Origin of the sequence: uncultured Virgibacillus sp. (assembly GCF_947495635.1) — a bacterium.
GTDB lineage: Bacteria > Bacillota > Bacilli > Bacillales > Amphibacillaceae > Virgibacillus > Virgibacillus salarius.
Genome location: NZ_CANMAB010000141.1, coordinates 1 through 7,572 on the forward strand (window position 1 = coordinate 1; position 7,572 = coordinate 7,572).

At 37.0% G+C, this 7,572-nt stretch carries 7 protein-coding genes; 5 read left to right on the forward strand and 2 right to left on the reverse strand.

Features of this window, described 5'->3' with window-relative positions:
- Positions 1 to 91: 91 nt before the first annotated feature.
- Entirely contained in the window at positions 92 to 439 is a 348-nt protein-coding gene (locus Q1A47_RS19240) for a DUF2269 family protein (protein WP_299632717.1), read from the forward strand.
- 468 nt (positions 440 to 907) lie between these two features.
- Complete coding sequence (locus tag Q1A47_RS19245) at positions 908 to 1,444, forward strand: HD domain-containing protein (protein WP_166530533.1); 537 nt, start codon at positions 908 to 910, stop codon at positions 1,442 to 1,444.
- A 74-nt stretch (positions 1,445 to 1,518) separates the two neighbouring features.
- On the opposite strand, the gene Q1A47_RS19250 is transcribed toward Q1A47_RS19245, so the two are convergent.
- Positions 1,519 to 2,541, reverse strand: a complete 1,023-nt coding sequence (locus Q1A47_RS19250) for a D-alanyl-D-alanine carboxypeptidase family protein (protein ID WP_166530532.1) — start codon at positions 2,539 to 2,541, stop codon at positions 1,519 to 1,521.
- Between the two features lie 302 nt (positions 2,542 to 2,843).
- Between Q1A47_RS19250 and Q1A47_RS19255 the strand changes: the two genes are divergently transcribed.
- The gene (locus Q1A47_RS19255; RefSeq protein WP_166530531.1) at positions 2,844 to 4,034 is read left to right on the forward strand and encodes an MFS transporter; all 1,191 of its coding nucleotides are present in this window, start codon (positions 2,844 to 2,846) and stop codon (positions 4,032 to 4,034) included.
- A 125-nt stretch (positions 4,035 to 4,159) separates the two neighbouring features.
- Here Q1A47_RS19255 and pepT read toward each other — a convergent pair whose 3' ends face one another.
- Positions 4,160 to 5,389 (reverse strand): peptidase T, encoded by a 1,230-nt coding sequence (gene pepT, locus Q1A47_RS19260; RefSeq protein WP_026682408.1) that lies wholly within the window; start codon positions 5,387 to 5,389, stop codon positions 4,160 to 4,162.
- A 499-nt stretch (positions 5,390 to 5,888) separates the two neighbouring features.
- Here pepT and Q1A47_RS19265 point away from each other — a divergent pair, with 499 nt between their 5' ends.
- Positions 5,889 to 6,734 (forward strand): sulfurtransferase, encoded by an 846-nt coding sequence (locus tag Q1A47_RS19265; RefSeq protein ID WP_026682409.1) that lies wholly within the window; start codon positions 5,889 to 5,891, stop codon positions 6,732 to 6,734.
- Positions 6,731 to 7,294, forward strand: a complete 564-nt coding sequence (locus tag Q1A47_RS19270; RefSeq protein WP_026682410.1) for a DNA-3-methyladenine glycosylase I — start codon at positions 6,731 to 6,733, stop codon at positions 7,292 to 7,294. Before Q1A47_RS19265 ends, Q1A47_RS19270 begins: the two co-directional genes overlap by 4 nt.
- The last annotated feature ends 278 nt before the right edge of the window (positions 7,295 to 7,572 follow it).

Here is a 7,572-nt window from a genome sequence, read left to right on the forward strand (position 1 = left end):
CAGTAGCTATTATTCCATAATAGCTACTAGAGGAAGCGTAAATCTGAGCATGTAGTGATAAGGAATGAGCGAATTTTACTCAGTTTTTCTTATGATATCGGTTGTTTCAAGGGCAAAGACCATGGAAGAGCTACGCCATGCCTATGAAATTAGAAGTATGTTGCATCGGTTCGTGATGATAGGCGGTACGCTTTTGTTAATAACAGGCCTCGTAATGGGAGTAATTAGGCCATATTTATTTTCGCAAGGCTGGTACGTGTTGATCCTTGTTCTTTTTATAGTTGGATTAGCATTTGGATCGCTTGTATTATCTCCTCGCTCTAAACCAATTAAAGCATTGCTAGATACATATGTGGGTGTAGCTATACCGCCTGTGTATCTAGAGCTATCGAGAAAGTTATTTTTCTTTGAAAGAATCGAAAATATCTTTTTCTACTAATCATTGTCCTGATGATTGTAAAACCATTCTAAATCGAACATGGCAACATCAGCTCGGAGAGAGAAACGAATCTTTCTTCTAGAAGAAAAGGATATTTGCTTTCTATGGCAACATTTCAGCTTCCTCAGGAGTAAAACCTGCTCGTTGTGCGAGCTAACGCTGTTGCTGTAACTGGTTTAAGTCGACAGTTCATTTTATCCCACATATAACAGGAAGCAAGACCCCCACTGATTGAAGTTTCAATGTATAGGTGGCTTAACAAGCTTTGATAGGAAAATAATGAAAAAGGCTGAAAATCGTAAAGACCGGGTGAAGCAGGTGTTAAGATATGTTTAAGAATTGAAAAAAAGGGAAATATCTATTGCAAAGTGTAGGTAATTTATGCTATATTCAATAAAATTTATCCTGCATGCTTATTTATAAAAGGTGGGGATAGATTCAAATAAATTTAGAAAGGAGAATGATCTAATGAGAAATGTCACATTAGAAGATGTATTTACACACCCCGTAACACAAAGATATTTAAAACGATCAGGTATCGCTCATGCTATTTCCGTAGCGGAATATGCATTTATGCTTGCTAAAAAACATGATGTAAATCCTGATCACGCAACAAAAGCGGCATTACTACATGATATTGGTCATTACACGTGGTATCGTGAGGGGAAATGGGATTATGAGCTTTATAAGGAAAATGATATTCATGCTATCAAAGGTGCAAGTCGTGCGCATAAGCTTTTAATTCGAATTGGAGAAGATCGCCAAGCAGCAAAAGAGATTGCTGTAGCTATATTACTTCATACGGATTCGTATCTTCCTAAAGGGGAATTGCAATTAAAACCACTACAGCAAGTAGTGAACATGGCTGATGAAGCAGATGAAGAAATTGGTGGTAATCATCACTATAAGGTGATAGAGGACCACGTTGCATTAGAACGTATCCGTGTTTTAGATATGCAAATAGATGAATATATAAATAAAAACCAGACAAAAGAAATTGTCTGATTTTCTCTTTAATTCCTCATTATAATCTTCGTGCAATCCTTCCTTGGGAGTCCTTCTTTCCCCTGCAACCTTGATTAATTCGATAAATATTCCTCTAAAGTTAAGTCATTATTCATTATGTCTTCGGCTGCTTTTTTGCCTACATAACGAATGTGCCATGGCTCGTATTGGTAGTGAGTTATTGCTTCTTTACCTTCTGGATAACGAATAATAAACCCAAAGTCAGCAGCATGTTCTTTTAGCCACTTGCCTTCATCTGTTTCTCCGAATTCGATGATCAATTGATAGTTTACATCAGGACTTGTTACATCCATTGTTAAACCAGTTTGATGTTCACTTTCCCCAGGACGAGCACTGAAATTATTAGCAGCTTCTTCACCATGTTCATTCACATTTGCTGTAAAAATCGACACTTGTCTATCATAGGAACGATATCCTGATTGGGCAAATAAATCAAGTCCTGCTTTATCAGCAGCGTGGAATAGCTTCTCTAAAGAAGATGCAGCAATTTCACGCATCTGCTTCTTGGGTAGGTCTTCTGTAAATGGGAATCGAACATCCGGAATCACGAGATCTTCAGGTATATAATCTTCGGGGAGGGCATGTTCTTTATTTACTAATGCCAGTTGTTCATAAGGATTAGCTAATATTTCTGAACCATGCTTTGTTGCTGCAGGCTCTGCTTTAAATGGCAACCCTTCTCCCGGAACATATTCCTTCGAATCTTGCAGAAGCGAATGAACAACTTCAGCTGTATCCTCTGAATAAATACCAGTTATAGGTAATGATTCATGCTGTAATTGGATATCTGTAATTGCCCATATCGTAGATTCATCAAATTTTCCAGTATTTTTAATATCATAGCCGATGGCACTTAAGACTTGTTGTAAAGCTTTAACAGACTCACCGCTGTCTTTCTTTTGCATTTCAGTTTTTGGAACCTGTGAAGTTCCACTATCGGATTTTTTCGGTTGCTCCTTAGCCTGTGTCGCTGTATCTTCTTCATTTGATTTCTCTTTGTCATCATTAGTACATGCTGTAATTACTAACGATATAATTAGCAGTGCACTAATAATTATAAATGTCTTTCGTTTCATGATGCTTTTCTCTCCCTGCGTGATAGTTTACTGCTTGTTCTAAAACAAGGCAATAGCCTTGAGGTTGTCTCATAAGGATGGCCTATAGATTAATTACAATAACGCTTTTTATACCGATGGCGAAAGGAATTATTCCATTTTCATATTGTACAACTTTGCAATTTAACTAACCTATATTTTCTCATAAATGATAAGAAATCGCCAATACAAATAATAATATATTCATAGAATGCAAATAGGCACAATATACAACAGACTTTCATATAAATACATGAGGTGAAGAGGAAAGCGAGCGTACTATCATGAAAGATCTACTTGTTTCAGCAGCAACAAGATATTATTTATATACCATGATCTTATTTTGGTGTGCACTGATCGTCGTTTCTAGTGTGTATGTCAGTACCCCATTATCGCATACATTATCCATGTATTTTCATGTTTCATTAAGTGAGGCAGCGTGGATAAGTAGTAGTTTTTCCATGTTTTATGCAATCGGCTTCTTGTTTTTTACACCTTTTACGAATCGAATTGGTGAAAAACAAATGATTGTCTTTGGTTTAGTTATGCTTACAATATGTACAGTATCGATTGGTTATAGCGATAACTTTCAAACACTCTTAGTTCTTAGAGCTTTACAGGGATTCTTTGCAGCTACGTTTGCGCCAACAGCACTTTCTTATGTATTTGAAGTTTTTCCACCAAGCAAACGGATAATGGTTATTGGTTATATTAGTTTTGGATATGTACTAGCTGGAATTATTGGACAATCGTTATCTGATGTTATTAATCAAACGCTTGATTGGCATGCTGTATTCTATTTTTTTGCTTGTATTTATGGTCTAAGTGCAATACTGGTAGCTTGGTTACTGCCTGCAACTTCTCCATCCAAAAGAGACGGTATGATGAAGAAATATATCGAGCAGCTATCACGTATTTTTAGGCGGAAGCAATTATTATATTGTTACTTGATAACAATTATGCTGCTACTAACATTTCTGGGTATGTATACCGTATTAGGAGACTATTTACGGTCCTCTCCTTATCATCTCACTACTCAGGAGGTATTTTATGTGCGGGTACTTGGTGTGATTGGTATGCTATGCTCTCCATTTGCTGTTAAGGCTGTAAAAATTATTGGGGAACTAGCTATGTTACGCTGTAGCTTAGCAATGGCCAGCTCGGGATTACTGTTGTTGTCTCTTAGTAACCATTTGATAGTAACTATATTAACAAGTATCTGGTATGTTGCTGGAATATCTTTTACCTTCCCTATAATTATGACGATTATCGGGAACCTTGGTGGGAAGGAACGTGCAGCTGCTTCTTCGATGTATGCTTTTATCTTATTTGTAGGTGCTTCGCTAGGTCCTATCATTTCACTAAAGTTATTAGAGATAGGCGGATATATACTTACATTCCTTATACTGTCGTGCTGCTTACTTATTGCATTAGGTGCGGGATTTTTATTGAAAATATCAAGACCAAAAGCGTAAGCACCCGATTAGAAACGTAGCGACTGTCAACGGAGATAAAGGAAGCATGGGCTAATTTTATAATTTCCTAGACTATAAAAAAAGCCAGTTACCATGTAATGGACCTGGCTAATTATCGCTATCGTTTAACGTTGTTCGAAAAGTTTACAGATTTCAATAATCGTTTTTGTTGATTGAACCATATTATCCACTGAAACATATTCAAATTTCCCATGGAAATTCTCTCCTCCAGTAAAGATATTTGGTGTAGGTAAACCCATGTAGGATAGCTGAGATCCATCGGTACCTCCACGGATTGGTTCCACAATTGGTTTAATGTTAAGGTTTTCCATTGCCTGATAGGCAATATCAACAATCTCTTTGACAGGTTCAATTTTTTCTCGCATATTATAATATTGGTCTTCCATCTCTATAGTAATGCATGCTTGACCATATTTTTTCTTCATTTCCTTCGTGAACGTTCTGACCATATCTTTTCTTTGTTGAAATTTTTCTTTATCAAAATCACGTATAATATAAGTTACTTCTGCTGCTTCAACATCACCATTGACTGCAATGAGATGAAAGAAGCCTTCATAGTTTTCGGTGTGTTCAGGTGCCTCTGCCTCTGGGAACTTACTTATAAATTCAGCGGCCATTTTTCCGGCGTTTTTCATTTTATCTTTAGCTGTTCCTGGATGAACACTATTGCCTTTGAAGGTAATTCGTGCTTCAGCAGCATGAAAGCTTTCATATTGTAATTCGCCTAAAGGACCACCATCTATCGTATAGGCATAGGTTGCGTCAAATCGTTCAACATCGAATTTTTCTGGTCCCTTGCCAATCTCTTCATCAGGAGTAAACCCTACACGGATTCTACCGTGTTTGATTTCAGGATGTTGAATCAGATAATCCATCGCAGTCATAATTTCTGCAATTCCTGCTTTATTATCAGCACCTAATAACGTAGTACCGTCTGTCGTAATGATAGTATGTCCCTTGTAGTTAGGAAGCTCAGGGAAATCTTTTGCAGATAATACAATATCTAGTTCTGGATTTAATAAAATGTCTTTACCATCAAAGGATTCAATTACTTGTGGGTTCACATTTTTTCCAGTGAAGTCAGTAGCAGTATCTATATGTGCTAGGAAGCCAATCGTAGGAATATCTTTATCAGTGTTTGCTGGTAATGTAGCCATTACATATCCGAAATCATCAACCATTACGTCAACCATTCCGATCTGTCTAAGCTCTTCGACTAATTGTTTTGCAAGTACCAACTGTCCTGGAGTAGAAGGTGTTTGACCCGTCCCCGCTTTAGATTGTGTATCCATTTTTACATAGGTTGTAAAACGTTGTATTAACTCTTCCTTCATCTCGAATTTTCATCTCCTATTTAACAAGATAACCAAAGCTAATGTCGAAATATGGTTGTTTCTAATTAGTGTTCTTATTATTATAGCTTATTCATTAATTTTTTCTAAATAAAAACTTTTTTGATTATGTGCTAAAGGAGAGTATATCACCGTTAGAAAGGGATATGGACGATAGTTGCTTTACGGAAATAATGGGTAGGAATACAAAGTAAGATCGTTTAAAATAAAAATAATACGTGGTAATTTATCCCGCATATAACTGGCAGTAAGCTCCCACTTCAAGCAATAAGGTGAAGCCAATATGGATAAGTGGGGCTCAACTGCCAGTAAATGTCCGATTGGTTCGGGGCTACATGGAAGTAGGTCACAAAGGCGTTGCCACAGGACGTGGCGAATGAAGCCTTTGTACGCATTTGTTTTAGTAAAAACGGATGGAAGTTTCACTTTATTCTATGCTTACAATTAAAATACATCTTATTTCAGAATGGAGGGTCTAGAGTTGTCTTATGTAATCAGTATCCAGCGTTTGAAACATCGTTTGAATAATAGTCAGGATAATACCGTAATTATTGACACACGTTTTGATCTAATGAATTCGGATGCAGGTAGAAAAGCTTACTTAACTGATCATATTCCTGAAGCAGTGTATATGGATTTGGAGAAGGATCTATCTGGAAAAAAACAAAAGCATGGTGGAAATCATCCGCTGCCAGATGTTGAGATGTTGTCAGCTAAAATTGGGAAAATTGGTATCGATCATACGACGACAGTTATTATTTATGATCAGAAAAATGATATGTTTGCTGCTAGAGCATGGTGGTTATTTCATTATTTGGGACATGAAAAAGTGTATGTGTTAGATGGTGGTTATGAGCGATGGAAGGAAGAAGGAAATGAGACGACAGATGTTATCCCTCAGTTAACGGAAAAACAGTTTATCCCTAACATTCGATCTGACCAAACAGTTGATATGGAAACGGTGAAAGAAAAAGTGATGAGTAAATCAGCCGTGCTTATCGACTCACGTTCTAAAGATCGTTATTTAGGTGATAGTGAACCTCTCTATGCAAGAGCAGGGCATATTCCTGGAGCAGAGAACTATTTTTGGAAGGATGTGCTTTCGGCAGATGGAAAATGGAAAAATAAAGAAAGCTTAGAAAAGCAATTTGCCAATATAGCAAAGGACGAAGAAGTAATAGTTTCTTGTGGGTCGGGAGTATCCGCTTGTCCAAACATACTTGCCTTGAAATCGCTTGGTTATAAAAATGTAAAATTGTATCCAGGAAGCTTCAGTGATTGGATATCATATGAAAAAAATGAAGTTGCGATAGGAGAAGAATCATGAACAAATGTCGTTGTGAATGGGTAACCGATGATGATATATATATCCACTATCATGATAATGAATGGGGCAAGCCAGTATATGATGATAAAAAATTATTTGAGATGCTTAGTTTAGAGGGGGCACAGGCTGGCTTAAGTTGGATAACTATATTAAAAAGGCGTGAAAATTACTTGGCAGCATTCGATGAGTTTGATCCTGTCAAAGTAAGTGCGTATAATGAATCGAAAATAAATGATTTAATAGAGAATGAAGGCATTATTAGGAATAAGCGAAAAGTTAATTCGGTTGTAACAAATGCCCAAGCTTTTCTTGAAGTGCAAAAAGAGTTTGGAAGTTTTAGTAACTATATTTGGTCATTTGTTCAAGGTGAGCCTTTAATAAATAACTGGAAAGAACATAAAGATGTTCCTGCTACTACGAGGGAATCGGAACAAATGAGTAAAGACTTAAAACGTCGTGGCTTCAGCTTTGTAGGTCCAACTATTTGTTATGCCTTCATGCAAGCAACTGGGATGGTAAATGATCATACGAAGGATTGCTTTCTTTATCAAGGGAAGTAAATAAAATGCAACAAAAAATCGCTTCAACCTTTACTGAAGCGATTTTTTATAGTTTTAGCGTGTTGAGCCGTGTCCAGTTCCAGCACCCAGAAACTAGGCGACTTCACGAATCGCCCTAAGCTAAGTCATCATCGGCTCGCAAGCTCACCGTGATTCCTTTCTCTCGCTCTAGTCGCTATGTTTCTAATCGGGCGCTTGCGCTTTGTTCTAAGTTAAGAAAGTATAAAATCAGTGCAATGACTGCGTTAAGCCAAGTAGTTATTTTGAAATGTTTGATG

What these genes read in the sequence shown, in the direction of transcription:
- Q1A47_RS19240 (WP_299632717.1), top strand. Translation starts at nt 92, where the DNA reads ATGATATCGGTTGTTTCAAGGGCAAAGACCATGGAAGAGCTACGCCAT.
- Q1A47_RS19245 (WP_166530533.1), top strand. Translation starts at nt 908, where the DNA reads ATGAGAAATGTCACATTAGAAGATGTATTTACACACCCCGTAACACAA.
- Q1A47_RS19250 (WP_166530532.1), bottom strand. Translation starts at nt 2,541, where the DNA reads ATGAAACGAAAGACATTTATAATTATTAGTGCACTGCTAATTATATCG.
- Q1A47_RS19255 (WP_166530531.1), top strand. Translation starts at nt 2,844, where the DNA reads ATGAAAGATCTACTTGTTTCAGCAGCAACAAGATATTATTTATATACC.
- pepT (WP_026682408.1), bottom strand. Translation starts at nt 5,389, where the DNA reads ATGAAGGAAGAGTTAATACAACGTTTTACAACCTATGTAAAAATGGAT.
- Q1A47_RS19270 (WP_026682410.1), top strand. Translation starts at nt 6,731, where the DNA reads ATGAACAAATGTCGTTGTGAATGGGTAACCGATGATGATATATATATC.